This window comes from Aquimarina litoralis, from assembly GCF_039523995.1.
Taxonomy (GTDB): domain Bacteria; phylum Bacteroidota; class Bacteroidia; order Flavobacteriales; family Flavobacteriaceae; genus Aquimarina; species Aquimarina litoralis.
Genome location: NZ_BAAAGE010000001.1, coordinates 1,460,211 through 1,476,165, shown reverse-complemented (window position 1 = coordinate 1,476,165; position 15,955 = coordinate 1,460,211). Strand labels below are relative to the sequence as shown.

Genomic DNA, 15,955 nt, shown 5'->3' with positions numbered 1-15,955 from the left:
ATTATTATTTAGACACTTTGAAAAATGATTATGTGCGCTTTAATGCTAAACAAAATTTTAATACACTCCATAATACTGAACAATCCACTACCCTAAAGTAGATCATTAGACTCCTGCAACTATTTATCTTGCGTTCACAATTAAAGAATAGATAGCATGAAAGCTAAGTCTCCTTTTATACATGATGATTTCCTATTACAAAATGATTTTTCTAAAATTCTATATCATACCTACGCAAAAAACCTACCGATTATAGATTATCATAATCATTTATCCCCAAAAGATATTTGTCAGAATAGAAATTTTAATACCATCACTGAGGCATGGCTTCATGGTGATCATTATAAATGGAGAGCTATGAGAACACTTGGTATTACTGAAGATTTTATTACAGGAAAAGCTACTGATAAAGATAAGTTCTTAAAATGGTCCGAAACAGTTCCTTATACCATACGAAATCCCTTATTTCATTGGTCACAAATGGAGCTAATGAAATACTTTTCTATCTCTGAAATACTATCTCCAACTACAGCAGATAAAATTTATGAATTAACCAATGAACAGCTGCAAATGCCGAATCATTCGACACAAGGATTATTGGAAATGAATAATGTAATCACTGTATGTACTACTGATGATCCAATAGATGACTTAAAGTATCATAACAGTTATGCTACTCAGAAAAAATCTATGGAGCTGTTACCTACTTTTAGACCAGATAAAGCCTATACTATTCAGGATTCAAATACTTATTTACAATATCTAGATCAGCTTAGTGATGCATCAAACATACAGATAAATTCATTTGATGATCTTTTAACAGCTTTGGAAAGCAGAATTGATTATTTCCATCAATTAGGTTGTAGGTTGGCTGATCACGGTTTAGAAACACTGTCTTTTGAGCTAGAAGAAAACTATTCTATCGACAGTATTTTTAAAAAGATACAATCAAAAAAACCTCTTGAAAATGGCGAGATACATCATTTTACATATCAAGTTCTTTATTTTTTATGTACTTTTTATCATAAAAGAGAATGGGTACAACAATTCCATTTAGGAGCAATACGAGATAATAATTCCAGACTTCTTCATAAGCTTGGTCCTGATACAGGTTTTGACTCTATTGGTGATTTTTTGCAAGCCAAAAACTTAAGCAAGTTCTTAAACTCTTTGGACAAATCTGATCAACTATCTAAAACAATACTATATAATCTAAACCCTTCGCAAAATGAGGTTTTTGCAACAATGGCTGGTAATTTTAATGATGGATCCACAAAAGGAAAAGTTCAATATGGTGCCGCCTGGTGGTTTTTAGACCAAAAGGATGGAATAGAAAAGCATCTAAATACGGTATCCAACTTAGGGATGCTTAGTTGTTTTGTTGGTATGCTTACAGATTCTAGAAGTTTCTTGTCTTTTCCAAGACATGATTATTTTCGTCGTATTCTTTGTAATCTATTGGGAAATGATGTAAAAAATGGAATGCTTCCCAAAGATGAAAAATGGTTAGGTAAGATTGTTGCTGATATCTGTTTTTATAATGCAAAAGCATACTTCCCTTTTTAAAAAGTATTAGGGAAGAAATCCCGAAAGATAACTCCCCTAAAAACAATTCAAAAACTAACAAAATGTGAGAACTTTATTTAATCATAATGGTATGGTTAAATAAGTCCCTTTAAAACTCTGGTTTAACACCATCATTTTAATCTTTTCTTTTCCATTATGAGGTATTACTTCTATTACTGCTTTTCCATTTGACATTTTTATAGATTCACTTCCCATCGGTGTCCCCATAAACTTTTTAGTTTCTCCACCCGATAGACATTGAAAATATACTCTTTCTTCGTAGTCCAAACATCTTAACCCTTCTTTATCTAATGCTGTTGCGATTACCAAATAATTTCCGTTATTCATTTTCTCATAGGAAAGATTCAGAGCATTAGCTACTCCATTTTTCTTATTTCTATAATTAATATCCACACTATCTGTAACCTTATCTCCATTTTTATAACCCACAGCTTTCAGTTTGTTTTCTCCTTCTTTAAAAAGAACCTCCCAAGTAAGTCCAGAAGCAGGAAACACAGATATATCCTTTTGTTTCTTCCCACAAGATTTCCCATCAAAAAACAACTCTACGGTATCACAGTTACTGTAAACATTTACTGTTCTTGATTTGTCTTTTGGTCCTTGTCTTTCTGTCCAGGAATGAGATTCTACATAAACAAATGGATCTTTGGCCCAATAGCTTTTAAAAACATAATAAGCGTCTTTTGGATTTCCTTCTCGATCCATAATTCCTTTTTGATTTACATAAGGAATATCATTTTCTGGTCGTAATGGTGTTCCAAAATCCTTGAATGCCCATTGCACGTTTCCTACAAAAGAGGGTGTAGTTTCAGAAGTTTTTAAATGCCAATCAAATAGATCTACTATATAATTCTCACTCCAATCACCAATTTTGGCAATGTTTGTGACGGCGGTTTGGGTAATAGCTTCGGTCCAACCATCATTATCCATTTCTCCTAAACCATCTATCGGAGTTTCTGTATGCCTACCATAATGACTGGATCCGCCGTATTCTGCATGAAGAAAGTGTGGATACTCTTTTATATACTTCTTTAAAGCTTTTTCATAAGTAACATAACTACCTGAATACCATCCAGACCATATAGATGGTGAAAAAACATCAACAATATCCGAACCAGCATAATACTTTCTAATGGCTGTTTTTCGGTAAGGATCTAAAGTGTGTGATAGCGTATTTAATTCTTTAAGAAAAGTATTCATCTTTTCCTGATTATCTCCATCTTCAAAATCCGGCAACCAATAAATTTCATTACCTAAAGACCATATTATAACACTTGGATGATTATAGTTTTGATTGATGATTTCTTCTAACATTGTTTTGGTATTCCTTTTCCAATTTTCATTACCAATTCCACCTCTACACCATGGCAGTTCGTCCCACACTAAAAGTCCTAACTCATCACACATTTTATAGACTTCTGGATCCTGTGGATAGTGAGCTAACCTTATAAAGTTAGCTCCCATCTCTTTAATAGCTTTAATGTCCTTCTGATGTAATTCATTAGGCATTGCGGCTCCATAACCAGCGTGTTCCTCGTGTCTGTGTGTTCCTCTTAATAATACTCTCCTACCATTTAGGTAAAAAGGTCCTTTATGCTTAAACTCAAACCAGCGAAAACCAAACCGATCTGATAGCTTATCGATTTGTTTTCCTGATTCTAATAATACCAACTGTATTTGGTATAAATTTGGAGCATCGATATCCCATAAGATAGGATTCGCAGTCTTTTCAAAATCCAAATTAAATTGCTTATTCTTTATAGTTTTAGAAACAGTTTGCATCTTTTTTCCGTTCGGATCAAACAGCTGAGCTTCTACTTTATATTTTTCTTCTTTTTGTATTCCTTCAATAGTTATCGCTACTTGTAATGAAGCACTTTCTTTAGAAACCTTTGGAGTAGTAATTTTTAAATTCGAAATATGGGTTTTATGCTTTTTAATCAACCATACATCTCTAGTAATTCCTCCATAAATAAAAAAGTCACTTTTTTGAGAAGGTATAATTTCAGGATCATAACTATTATCTACCTTCACCAAAATCTCATTCTCACCGTTTTTGAGATAATCCGTAATATCAAAAGAAAACCCTATATAACCTCCAATATGATTTCCTACCAAATTATTATTTACATATAACTGAGTGGTTATATTGGCTCCTTCAAAATATAACTCATAAGCTATATCTTCATTAAAATTTTTGATTTGAATTTTCTTCTTATACCAGCTAGCACTTCGTCTATATCCTGGTTCCAAATCCATCGTATCATGGTTATTCCAGGTATGTGGTAAATTAATGGATATCCAATCCTTTTGTCCAGCTAGTTGGTCAATAGTTTCTATATTTTTTTCTAAATACTGCCAATCAGAATTCAGGTTTTCTTTTGATCGATATATCTGAGCCGAACTGTAAGAATAGATAAATAGAACTAGTAAAAAACCCATGCATTTACAAGAAGAAAAATCAGTTATATATCTACAATTCTTCTTCATTATTTAAGTTCTTTTCTTCTTAATATTGCTTCTAAAAAATAATAATCAGCGTAACTAATTGGACCATTAATCTCATCATTCTTAGGCCAATTTCCTGTACTATGTTTTAAAATAAATGGCACTTCAGTTTTATCCTGTATGACATAGTTTTCAGAAGAAAGACTACTCATGATCTTATCGGAAAATTCCAAATACTTTTTGTCTGTTGTGTATTCATATAATTCTATCATTGCAGAAGCAATTATTGCCGCTGCCGATGCATCTCTTGGTTCATTAGGAATTTTAGGTGCATCAAAATCCCAATAAGGAATTGCATCTTCTGGAAGTCTATTATGATGTATTAAAAATGTTGCTATTTTTTTCGCTTGCTCTAAAAACTCTGTACTCTCAGTATACCGATATGCCATGGTATATCCATAAAGCCCCCAAGCTTGACCTCTAGCCCACGAAGATTCTTTTCCAAAACCTTGGTGTGTTACTTTAGATCTTATATGACCTGTAATAGTATCATAATCTACAACATGATAACTACTATTATCGGTTCTAAAATGATTCTTTAGAGTAGTCTTGGCATGTTGCTCTGCAATATCATAATATCTCTGATCTTGGGAATACTTAGAAGCTTCGAAAAGTAGTTCCAAATTCATCATATTATCTATGATTACTGGAAATTGCCATTCTTCTTTATTAAAATCCCAAGATCGAATGGACCCTATCTTATCGTTATAGCGTGTAGATAATGTTTTGGCACTTGCAATAATGATATCCTTATAAGTAGGATCATTTAGTATTTTGTATCCATTTCCAAAACTGCAAAACACCTTAAATCCCATATCATGGGTTTTATCATTATACTTTTCTTTTTCAATAAATGCCGTCCACTCTTTTGCCCTATCTCTATATCGTGTATCGTCTGTCAACCTATAAATATTCCAAAGACTTCCTGGAAAAAAACCACTTGTCCAATCTTTTGATGGTACCCTTTTTATGACTCCATTTGCATCAGCACTTCTAGGAAAGGCAATAGAATCTATTGGATATTCTAACAAATATGAAAATCTATCAGAATATTTGGCAATGGTATTTCCTCCGTTTATCTCCTCTTCAGCTTTATATGTAGAGGTGTCTTTACAACCAGTAAAAATCAACAATAAAACGATAATTATTGGAACAAAGATGTGTCCTTTTTCTTTTCTCATAAGTGTTATTAGTATCCCGGATTTTGAGGCAATAAATTTGGGTTTCTTCCTAGTTCGTCATCTGGTAGAGGGAACAAATAGTCTCTAGTACTATCAAAATTTGTTTGAGGTTCCATAGATGTAGGTCCGAAAACTTCCATTCCTAAATTTAGTCTTTTAATATCATACCATCTTTTAAATTCGAATGCCAATTCTATTCTCCTTTCCTCTAAAATAGCATCTCTTAATTGGTCTTTAGAAAGTCCAGATGTAAGATCTTCGGGGAAAGTATTCATCGTTCCTGCAGCATTCCTAGCTCTTGCCCTAATTTGATTGATATAATCAACAGCTTCTCCTGTAGGACCAGAAAGTTCATTAGAAGCTTCTGCCGCAATTAAAAGCACTTCTGCATATCGCATAGCTCCATAATTATGATCTGAGTCTCTATTATTATTTCCTGCTGTACCTGGAAAACGATAATATTTTGCAATATGAGGTCTAGAAACTCCCCTATTCGCCATTCCAAAATCTTGCCAAGGAACAGTTACTCCATCGAAAACCGCTTCAGTATCAAAACTTACTGCTTTTCTATAATCATTATCATCAAAGGAATTAAATACCGCAACAGTTGGCACTGCCACGCTCCAACCTTCGATATCTGGACCTCTCATACCTGTTACTGGTGGTAGAAAATCAATTCCTGGAGCACCACTAATAACATCTAAACCTTTAAAATCAATTGAAAATATATGCTCTACGAGTCCGTCTGCTTTGGTTGCATCAAATAAATCCTGAAAATCTGCTTCCAAAGCATATCCAAATCTACCACTATTGTTGATCACAAAAGTAGCTTCATCATAGGCACCTTGCCAGTTTCCAATAGTTAAATATACCGATGCCAAATAAGAAGCTGCAGTACCTTTAGACGGCATTGAGCGAAATGGTTGTTGATCGGGCAACCAAGTTTTTGCAAATTCTAAATCTTCAATAATTCCTTCATAAATTTCTTCAACAGAAGTTTTTTCTATGCTTGATAAGGCTTCGGCTTCTCGTACGGCAAAATCAATATAGGGTACTTCTCCAAAAATGCGTACCAAGTGATAATACGTAAATGCTCTTACAAAACGAGCTTGAGCTACTATAGCATTAACCTCTTCTTCGGTTCCTTCTACTGATGCAGCTCCTTCAATCGCATAATTTGTAGAGCCAATAATTGCATAACTTCTAGGCCAAAAACTGGTAACCATTCCGTTATCACCATTCATACGAAACTCGTCTACTTCGATTCTTCTGGATGAAGTAGTTGGATCTCCAATGGTTACCATATCACCTCGAAGAAGGAGACTTAGCGTAAATTTTCTTCCCCAAAATTCCTCTGAGGCTATATGTCCGTAGGCACCATCCACAGCTGCTTGTAAGTTATCAGTAGTGGTAAAAAAAGTTTCTGGAGCCAAAATTCCAATGGGTTCTTCTTCCAAATCCGTGCAACCACTCCAAGTTGCTACCATGATTAATATAAAAATTATCCTTTTCATTTGTCAGATTTTAAGTTTGTTATATTGTTGTTTATCTTTTTAAAAAGAAACATTAAGTCCTAAGGTATAGGATCTAACATTTGGGTAACTTCCGTAGTCTAAACCAAGATTTATATTACTTCTGCTATTACTGTCCGATCGATATAAAACTTCAGGGTCTAATCCCGGATAATCTGTAAATGTTACCAAGTTTTGACCACTTACATACACTCGTAGCTTGGTCATTTTTAGTTTTTCTAAAAGCCTTTCATTAAAGGTATATCCTAATGTGATATTTTTTAAACGAGCGTAAGAACCATCGTATACCCATCTGGAGGATATAATTCTAGTTCGCTGAGCAGCACTTGGAACATTTGTATTTGGATTGGTCAAACTCCACCGATTTAATGCTTCGGTAGTAGCATTACTAGAACCTGTTAGTGTATTTAATTCTAAAAGGGTAAAGTTAAACATGTCTCCTCCTACTGCTCCCTGAAAAAATACATTTAGATCAAAACCTTTATAAGCAAAGGTGTTATTAATCCCAAAGGTAAAATCTGGATGAGGGTTACCGATTATGGTTTGATCATCACTATTTAATTCTCCATCTCCATTAAGATCCCGGTATCTTTCACCTCCTGCTTGTTGTTCAAAAATCGCTCCTGGCAAAAATGTATCTCCATTTTGGTATACTCCGTCATATACATATCCAAAATAAACCCCTACTGGCTGACCTTCTCTTAATATTGGCACATCAGGAAGTAGTAAGTGTCCTGGACTTGAATTTCCAATATCACGAATATCCTCACCATCAGGTAGTTCCAAAACTTTATTTCTATTTCTAGAAAAATTGATATTGGTATTCCAGGTAAAAGCTCCGACTAGGTTTCTGGTAGACAGTTCTATTTCAAATCCTTTATTTTCTAAACTTCCCACATTCTGAAGTTGTACTGGATTACTTAGTCCTGAAGTCTCAGGTAGAGGTCTATCTAATAGTAAATCTTCAGTGATCATATCGTAATAGTCCGCTGTTAAACTAATTCTATTATTAAATAATCCTATGTTTACACCTACATTAAATTGCTTTGTCGTTTCCCACTTTAGATTATCATTTGCTAATCTTTGCAAAGCAACTGCATTCACCAATTCTCCTCCTTGGATTGATATAATATCTTCATAAGTTGCCAAGGTTCCAAAGGGTTGGATAGCTCTATTACCAGTAAGACCATAACTCACTCGCCATTTCCATTGAGAAATTAGATTAGAGTTTTGCAAAAAGCTCTCATCGCCCATATTCCATGCTATAGCACCAGAAGGAAAGAATCCCCATTTATTATTAGCACTAAACGTTGAAGAACCATCTTGTCTTGCATTAAATGTAATTAAATACTTATCTAGGATATCAAAATTGATTCTCCCATAATAAGATGCCAATTCCGATTCCAATAATCTCGACTCTATGAATAGTAGATTAGCTGCACCATCTAAATTCCAAAAACTAAAACCATCATCTAAAAAACCTGCTCCCGATGTAGTAACTCTTTCTGATCTTTCTTTCTGATAAGAATATCCAACAGTAGCCGAAAACTTAGCAAAGCTTAGATCATTTTTATATGTAAAATAATTTTCGGAAAGAATATTAGTTTGCTTAATTGTTTGAATACTTCCTTCTCCACCAACACCAGCTCCTCTAACCGTGGTGGTAGGAAAAAAAGTTCCTTCTCTATTATTTCTTACGTTATATCCTAGTGTAGATTTAAAGGATAATCCTTCAAAAAGCTTTAAATCCGCATATACATTGGTTTGAAAAAGATCATTTACACTTTCATTAAAGATTTGTGTGGTTGTTGCAAAAGGGTTATCGATATCATCTCCTACACTCGGAAGTGTAAAATCTCCATTAGCATCTCTAATTCCTTGATCAGGGCTAAATCTAAATGCAGCAGAAATAGCGCCAGCACTTCCAGTTCCACCAGTAGATTCTTGTGTTCTCGCTCCTTCTCTAGTAGATCTTCTTCCTAAAGCGTTCATCCCTACTTTTAAACGATCAGAAAAATTAATATTGATGTTGTTTGTAAACGAAAAACGTTCTAATCCAGATCCCAATACAGCTCCATTTTGATCAAAAAAAGTTCCAGACAGGTAGTAATCTACATTTTCGGCACCTCCAGATAATGCTATCTGATGATTTGCAATCTGACCAGTTTTGAATATAACATCTTGCCAATCTGTATCTGCGGAGCCTCTTACATATCCGGGATTAATTTCCTGAATATAATCTCCAAATTGTTCAGCATTTAAAAGATCTAAAGTATTCGTAACTGTTTGAGTAGAATAAGAGGTATTAAAATCTATTCTCATTCTTCCTTTCTTTCCTTTTTTAGTTGTTACAATCACTACTCCATTTGCTCCTCTAGAACCATAGATAGCGGTTGCAGAAGCATCTTTCAAAACTTGAATGGAAGCAATATCTTCTGGAGCGGGCAATGCAGCTCCAACAAAACCATCGACTACAAATATGGCGTCACTACTAGCATTAATAGAGGTAGCACCACGAACTCGTATTCTTATATCGGCTCCTGGTTCTCCTCCGTTGGCAGATTGTACCGATACACCTGCCGCTCTTCCTTGTAAAGTCTGTTGCGCAGTTGCTGATGGATACGCTGTAATATCCTCTGCTTCCACCGATACAACTGATCCTGTTAGATCTTTTTTTCTTCTAGATCCATATCCTACGACTACAATTTGATCTAACGATTCTACAGAAGCAGATAAGGTTACATCAATTTTTCGTTGAGAACCGACAGTTATTTTTTGATCCGTATATCCTACATAGGAAAATAGTAATACTGAACTTTCATCAGGAACTTCTATCTTATAAAGCCCATCAAAATCTGTGGTAGTTCCAATTGCTTCGTTTTGCACGCTAATATTAACTCCAGGAATTGGAACTCCGTCATCAGAAGTTACAGTTCCTGTTATTTCGATTTGTGCAAACAAACCAGTTCCAAACATTAAAATAAAAATTGGGATAGATTTTTTCAGTATTTTTAAATACGTCTGCTTTGCATTCATGAGTATTGATTTATGTTAGTGTGTGTGTGTTTAGTAGAGGTATATAATGAGAAGACAAAAAAAGATGATGCACAACGAAAAGAAGAGCTGCAAAATGATATATCTGTTTTGTTTTCTATTCATACTCAAACCTAGTCAAAACCCTATATCTAAAAGTCCTAAAAAGGGTATATTTCTGTACTAAACACTGAAAATGAACCTGTAATAAAGGGAGTTATGCTAAAATCGACGCTTTTTTAAGAATAAAATTTGGAAGCGTATTCTGATGGGGTTTGATTGAAGTGTTTTTTAAAACATTTTGTAAAATATTTTGGGTTTCTAAAACCAACTTTATAACAAACTTCCGAAACATTTATCTGCCCAAGTTCCAGTAATTGAGAAGCTCGTTTCATACGAATAGAATGTATAAACTCATTAGGTGTTAAATTGGTCCAACCCTTAACTTTAGAAAATAACATAGTTCTGCTAACCCCAAGTTCTGAACTGAAATAAGGAATATCAAAAGAAGTATTGCTAATATTATCCTCTACAATTTTTACTGCCTTTTTCAATAACTCTTCATCTATTGAAGTAACGGTGACATCTGAGGATGTATATTCATTAGAAGAAAATTTTTCTTTTTGCTTTTCTATAGAAGAAAGTAGATTACGAATGATTAGTAAAAACTCCTTTACATTAAAAGGTTTGTTTATATAAGCATCTGCACCAGACTCTAATCCATCGAATTTATATATTAAAGAAGATCTTGAGGTAAGTAAAACAAATGGAATATGACTTGTTCGAATATCATTCTTTATTTTCGCACATAACTCGGTACCTTCCATTTTAGGCATAATTACATCACTAATTATAAGATCTGGTATTTTCTGCAATGCTTTTTTAAATGCAACTTGCCCATTCTCAGCTTTAATGACTTGGTAATAATCTTTAAGCATATCACCAATAAAATTTCTTAACTCATCGTTATCCTCTGCAATTAAAACCAATGGTTTTTCATCATCTTTAAAAACCATTTCCATATCTAATTCATTAGTTTCTTTCGCCCTGGAAATCTGATTTTCGTATTGAGTAATATCATCACTCACCTTAAAATCCTTGATAATATCCGCTTCTTCTAAATGTGCTTTTCCAGTTAATAAACTAACTCTAAAAATAGTGCCTTTTTCTAAATTCGTATCTATAACTTCTATGGCTCCTTTGTGTAAGTCAATAGCTTTTTTAGCAATTGATAATCCAATACCACTAGCTTGATTAAATTGCTTTTGATAATCTTTATCACCTGCCACTTCATAAAAACGATCAAAAACTTTATCTACGAATTCCTTTTCAATGCCTTTTCCGGTATCTTTAATCTCTACAATTACCTGTGCACTTTCTTCATAAATACGGACATTAATTTCTCCTCCTTCGGGTGTATATTTAAAAGCGTTAGAAATCAAATTATAAAAAACTCGTTCTAACTTATAACGATCAAAATATACTTTGATATCTTCGGAAGAGGTTTCAAAGGTATAGATATACGATCCTGCTTTGGCAAATTCATTAAAGGACAGATAAATTTCTTTAAGGTATTTTACCAAATTACCCTCTGCTACCTGCAATTTGGAATGCTTATTTTCAAACTTCCTGAAATCCAACAGTTGATTTATCAATTTTAATAATTGATCGGCATTTCGTTCTATTACCAAAAGCTTTTTATACATCTTATTACTTCCTTGATAGTTTTCTATCAATTGCTGTAATGGTGCTATAATCAAAGCTAAAGGTGTTCTAAATTCGTGTGAGATATTGGTAAAAAACTCTAATTTAGAACGGTTCATTTCCTCTTTTCTCAAATTTTCTAAATGCTCTAAATCGAGTTCGTGTTTTAATTTTGTACGTGCCTTATTGATATAGTTTAATCCAAATAATGCTAACGCAATCATTAGGGCATACCCCGCTAATGCCATAGGGCTTTTCCATGGTGCTGGTCTTACTGATATTTGAAGTTGTGTAGGATTTTCGTTCCAAATATTATCATTATTAGCACCTTTAACTTCAAAAATATACTTTCCGGGTTTCTGTATTGTATAGTTAATTTCTGTATTCTTAGTATACTGCCATTGATTATCTAATCCTACTAGCCTATATGCATATTGGTTATTTGAAGGATTGATAAAGTTTGGAATAGCAAAGCCAATACCAAAAGAAGCCTGATCATACGATAATGTAACTTTATCTACATAAGAAATATCTTTCTTTAACACTGTTTCCTCGCCATAGGTGTCAATTTTTTTCCCTTGAATACTAAAATCAGTTAGAATGACCTGAGGAATGAATGTATTTTTCTTGATACGTTTAGGATTTAAAAACGATACACCAGAAGGCCCTCCAAAGTACAAATCTCCATTCTTAGCTTTAAGACAAGAGTTATTATTAAATTCATTACTGGTAAGACCATCGGTTTGATTGTATAAAATCGAACTGTTCTTCTTAGGGTTGTATGCGATAATACCTTTGTTAGAACTTATCCAAATAGAATTCTTATCATACTCTACAATACTAAATACTGTACTAATCTTAGTTCCTACGACATTAAGCTCAACTTTTTTGAACACTTCATTTTCATATCTATAGACTCCATTAGCTTTGGTACCTATATAAATAGTTCCTTCAGAATCTTCATAAATACATAAAATATCATCTCCTGAAAGTTGTTCTTCGTTAAAGAAAAAACGCTTTATAACAACTTTATCTTCTTTAAGTTTAGTGTGATCGATATAATTAAGCCCATTTTGTGTTCCCACCCATAGATTCGAATTATTATCTACAAGCATAACTCTAATGATGTTATTAGAAAGAGACTTCTTATCAATATTATTATGAGTTAAAAATCTAAAACCTTTAGTATCTAAATTATATTGAATCAGTCCTTTTCCAAAAGTTCCGAAATACATGAATTCATTCGACTTCTTAATAGAATAAACTCCTACATCTTTTAGAAGTAATCGTAATTCCTTACTTAATAGATCTGTCACAAATTCTTTGGCAGTAATATCATACAATGCAATTCCAGCATTATATGTTCCGATCCACAGTATATTTTGATTTAAGAATAAGGACTTTATATTAAGACTAGGAAGTTTCTTTTCGGCAATTGTTTTAATATCAAAAGATATATCTCTTCTGGAATTCAAAATACTAATCCCTTTGCCTTCTGTACCAAAATATATATTCTCATTTTTATCCTGTATAATACTACTTACAACACCATATTCTATATCATGATTATTCTTCTGAAGCGATATAAAATTTGAATTAGACTCATCCCATACATTGATCCCTCCATAGTATGTCCCCAGCCAAGTAGATCCTTTTTTATCTATAAAAATAGTCTTAATAGAATTTCGGCTGAGACTTTTTGTATTATTCTGTTGATGTTTGATTTCAATAATAACATCGTTTGTGTCTTTTATACAAAGTCCATCATAGGTTGCAATCCATAAAACTCCACGATGATCAATAGATAAGCTTCTTACGTCTTTATTGATTAATGTATTTTTTTTAGTTCGTTTAACATGCTTAAAAGAATTAGTTTTTGAATTATAATAGTTAAGTCCTCCATATTTAGTTCCAATCCATAATCTATTTTGCTCGTCTTCTACAATGGCCTGAATGTAAGAATCACTGAGAGTATTTACTTTATTACTACTATAAAACCTTTTAAAAACAAATGTGTCTTTATCTCTTTTATCAAGCTTATTAAGTCCATTTGCTGTTCCTATCCAAATATTCTTTTTACTATCCTGATAAATACTCAAAATATAATTATTAGATAGGCTTGAAGCATCGGCTGCATCGTTCTTTATTGTGGTAAAAGAATCAGATTCACGGTTATATAGCATTAAACCATTGGACGAACCAAACCACAACTCGCCATTATCCAACAGATTTATTGTCCAAATGGTATTGTCTGATAAACTTCCTTGTTTACTAGAATGAAAGTAAGATTTAAAGACATTTAGTTTTGGATCATATCTATTTAGTCCGTTATAGGTTCCTATCCAGATATAGCCTTCCTGATCTTCCTGAATGGATAGTATATCATTATTGCTTATGGATGTAGAATCTCCAGGAATATTTCTGTAAACCGTAAATGTATTACCATCATATTTATTAAGACCATCACGTGTGCCTATCCACATTTGTTCCAAACGATCCTGATGAATTGCAATTACTGAACTCTGCGATAAACCATCCGAAGTGAAAAGGTGTAAAAACTTGTTGTAAAAATCATCTTGCGCAATAGCTCCAGTTATAGTAAAAAATGATAATAAAGCGCAGTATATGTATTTCATCTATTCCCCTAATTTTTTCAACTAATAACGTCTACAATCCTAAAATATTAAAAAAATGTTAATAAGTTAACAACTAAACAAACTCTCCATAACTCGAAAATCATACTACATATTCATTCTTTTATCCAGTTGATACTCATATAGCGAAGGAATCAACTCCATTTTCTTATTCCCAAAATCCACATAAGCATCTGTTTTATAAGTTACTGTCATTTTTCTATTCCCCCAAACCCCAATCAATCTTGCATTAGATCCATCATTCATCCCATTAAGTATAATCGATTTTTTTTGTTCGGTATTATTCAAAAAATTTACTTCTATATTCCAAAATGTACTATAAGATCCATGTGATGGCTTCCAATATCCAGCTCCTCCTCCAGCAAAAAGCGGATACGTATCATCACCAATAGCATGGATATCTACTTTTATATTATCAAAGAGATTCTGATGGTTCACTCCAGAATGTTGATCCAAAATCGGATTCTTAAAAATCTTACAATTGCTGTATACACTTTTTGTAGAAAAAGTATTAAAACTTAATGGGTGTACACTGTCATTATATACAGATAAGTTCTTTACCAAAACATTATGAACACCCCCCATTTGAACTGTATAATGTGCTTTCTTTTTTCCTTTTGTTACGATATCCTGGATAGTAATATTGGCAACTGCCTCTGTTAAAACTCCACTATCAGCATTATCAATAACAACATTTTTTACCCAACTATTAAATACTCGAGTTAAATAAATACCATTATAACCTTGCTCTACATGATGCGCGATATAATTAGAAAATGGAAATGTGATTTTAAAGTTCTGAATACCAACTTCTTCTAAATACTTCCATTCTATAACTCTCACTTCATATTCCGGTAAAATGTTCAACAATAATGGAGACTTAATAGTAATAATATTCTTTTTAATTTTTTCTATTTTCACTTGTTGTCTTACTAATGGAAGCTCGGGATAACTCCAATGATGAGAACCTATTTTTAAATCTTCATTTCCGTATAGTTCATTTAGCAACTTACCATTTTCTCCTTGCTTATTAAACCACTGTATTTCGACAATATCTCCAACTTTTAATTCATGATTTTTGTTTGTTTTAAAAATCAAATCTGCTCTTTTAGCACTACAAATAGTGCCAAGAATAGTAGGTTGGAGATTATACTTTTGCAAATATGATTTCACTCTTACACCAGGAACTCTAGTCCAAAACATACCACCCGACCACGCATACTGTGAAAAGGGTATAGAAATATTATTTTCCTTTTCTTTTTGAATTTTACCCAGTGTAACTAAATATTCTCTAAGTTCTTTTAAATCTTCTGGATCTTCTAAATACATTAACGGTCTTGGACAATAAATTTCTGTTCCCAGATCTCCAGTTCCATAACCATTAAGTATGATATTACTTCTTTCAAAATAAAATATTTCACTTATAATAATCCTACCTTTTGGTAACTGAATAAGTACAGGACCTTCCACACTATGTGCTTTTTTAAATGCTTTCTTTAATGCTCTAGAATCATCTTTTTTATCATTTGAGATGACTCCAAAATCGATTGCCTCTAATACAGTAATATTCTTTGGGATTTCAATTTCCTTTTCTCCAAAATGATATCCAGCGTAACTATAATCGGGGATAAAGGGACCTTTATTATTTGCCAAGTCTTGAATACTATACGTGTCTTGACTCCAAGTTGTACTTATCATAGAAGTAAATAATAAGCATATGATAATATATAGATTACTTAAAGATATAATACGCATT

Annotated in this window: 7 protein-coding genes; 1 reads left to right on the top strand and 6 read right to left on the bottom strand. The window is 32.9% G+C overall.

What is annotated here, in order from left to right; genetic code table 11:
- Nucleotides 1-156: 156 nt before the first annotated feature.
- The gene (gene uxaC / locus ABD077_RS05950) at nt 157-1,566 is read left to right on the top strand and encodes a glucuronate isomerase (protein WP_343911427.1); all 1,410 of its coding nucleotides are present in this window, start codon (nt 157-159) and stop codon (nt 1,564-1,566) included.
- An 81-nt stretch (nt 1,567-1,647) separates the two neighbouring features.
- On the opposite strand, the gene ABD077_RS05945 is transcribed toward uxaC, so the two are convergent.
- The 6 genes from ABD077_RS05945 to ABD077_RS05920 form a co-directional block, all read right to left on the bottom strand.
- Nucleotides 1,648-4,077, bottom strand: coding sequence for a glycoside hydrolase family 2 protein (locus ABD077_RS05945; RefSeq protein WP_343911425.1), 2,430 nt, complete (start codon nt 4,075-4,077; stop codon nt 1,648-1,650).
- On the bottom strand, nt 4,077-5,276 hold the full coding sequence (locus ABD077_RS05940; RefSeq protein WP_343911423.1) for a glycoside hydrolase family 88 protein: 1,200 nt from the start codon (nt 5,274-5,276) through the stop codon (nt 4,077-4,079). The genes ABD077_RS05945 and ABD077_RS05940 overlap by 1 nt, the downstream gene beginning before the upstream one ends.
- A gap of 8 nt (nt 5,277-5,284) precedes the next feature.
- Nucleotides 5,285-6,790, bottom strand: coding sequence for a RagB/SusD family nutrient uptake outer membrane protein (locus ABD077_RS05935; RefSeq protein ID WP_343911421.1), 1,506 nt, complete (start codon nt 6,788-6,790; stop codon nt 5,285-5,287).
- Nucleotides 6,791-6,829: 39 nt separating this feature from the next.
- Nucleotides 6,830-9,844, bottom strand: a complete 3,015-nt coding sequence (locus ABD077_RS05930; protein WP_343911419.1) for a SusC/RagA family TonB-linked outer membrane protein — start codon at nt 9,842-9,844, stop codon at nt 6,830-6,832.
- A 236-nt stretch (nt 9,845-10,080) separates the two neighbouring features.
- Nucleotides 10,081-14,181: a hybrid sensor histidine kinase/response regulator gene (locus ABD077_RS05925; protein WP_343911417.1), complete on the bottom strand. Its 4,101-nt coding sequence runs from the start codon at nt 14,179-14,181 to the stop codon at nt 10,081-10,083.
- Nucleotides 14,182-14,286: 105 nt separating this feature from the next.
- Nucleotides 14,287-15,954 (bottom strand): hypothetical protein, encoded by a 1,668-nt coding sequence (locus ABD077_RS05920; protein WP_343911415.1) that lies wholly within the window; start codon nt 15,952-15,954, stop codon nt 14,287-14,289.
- Nucleotide 15,955: the final 1 nt, after the last annotated feature.